The organism is Telluria sp. AZSoR62, from assembly GCF_058111565.1.
Genome location: NZ_JBYTST010000327.1, coordinates 1 through 269, shown reverse-complemented (window position 1 = coordinate 269; position 269 = coordinate 1). Strand labels below are relative to the sequence as shown.

Annotated in this window: 1 protein-coding gene; it reads right to left on the bottom strand. The window is 65.8% G+C overall.

Annotated features, from left to right (window positions below; all coding sequences use genetic code 11):
- On the bottom strand, positions 1 to 269 hold a 269-nt coding region (locus AC3XQU_RS24000; protein ID WP_489876634.1), incomplete at both ends, for a hypothetical protein.

Below are 269 nucleotides of genomic sequence, written 5' to 3'. Positions count from 1 at the left end.
AAGTTCTCCACCGCGCAGGGGCCCTTCGGTGCCCCGGACGTAGAACGGGGCGGGCGATGATGTAGGCGCCGCCTTCCGTGAGCAGTTTGGTCATCTTCTTGGCGGCGTCGCCATGGATGAAGAAGCGGACGCGGGTGTCGAACGCTGCCGCCTTGATGCCCTGAGCCGGCCGTTGCCCAACTGCGTCAGCAGTTCCGTGATTTTGGGGGGTGGGCCGCCAGCCGTTGATGGGGGAGCCGACGATGAGGAGATCGCCGCCTGACAGGTTC